Annotated in this window: 1 protein-coding gene; it reads right to left on the bottom strand. The window is 62.8% G+C overall.

Annotated features, from left to right (window positions below; translation table 11 throughout):
* Window positions 1-418: FAD-dependent oxidoreductase (locus I5W_RS28075; RefSeq protein WP_044531731.1), on the bottom strand; the 418-nt coding region annotated here is incomplete at its 3' end.
* Between the last annotated feature and the right edge of the window lie 138 nt (window positions 419-556).

Genomic DNA, 556 nt, shown 5'->3' with positions numbered 1-556 from the left:
CTTCCAGGTCTTCGATGGTGCGATAGACGAAGCAATCCTTGCGCTGGTTGCCTGCCACCGTCGGCACGAAGGGATAGGAGCCGGTGGCCAGTACCAGTTTGTCATAGGACAAGGTCTCTTCTGCGCCGGCCACATTGGCCACCACCTGCTTGCGTTCCAGGTCGATGTGCCGGGCCTTGGCATTGAGCTTGAGATCGAACTGCACCGGGCTGCGGCCGGCGTCGAAGAAACCGGGCGCCACCAGCGACAGGTCTTGCGCGCTCTTGCCGGCAAAGAATTCGGAGAGGTGCACGCGGTCGTAGGCCGGGCGCGGTTCTTCGCAGAGGATGGTGATGTTGATGTCGGCTGCGCCGCTCTCGGCCAGGCACTCCAGGAATTTGTGGCCGACCATGCCGTGGCCGATGACGATGATGTTCATGGGTGCTCTCCTCAGGCTGCAACTTTGCTGTCGGCCAGGGCGGCATCGCCGCTCTTGTCCGACGCGGTGAAACGGATGGCCACTGCGCACAGTGCCGAAATGGTCACCAGCACGCCCAGCATCGACAGCGTCTGCTGG

This window comes from Herbaspirillum sp. B65, assembly GCF_000333555.1.
In the GTDB taxonomy this organism is placed as follows: Bacteria; Pseudomonadota; Gammaproteobacteria; order Burkholderiales; family Burkholderiaceae_D; genus Herbaspirillum; species Herbaspirillum rubrisubalbicans.
Note: the sequence above shows the minus strand (reverse complement) of the source record. Positions and strands in the feature narration are given on the sequence as shown.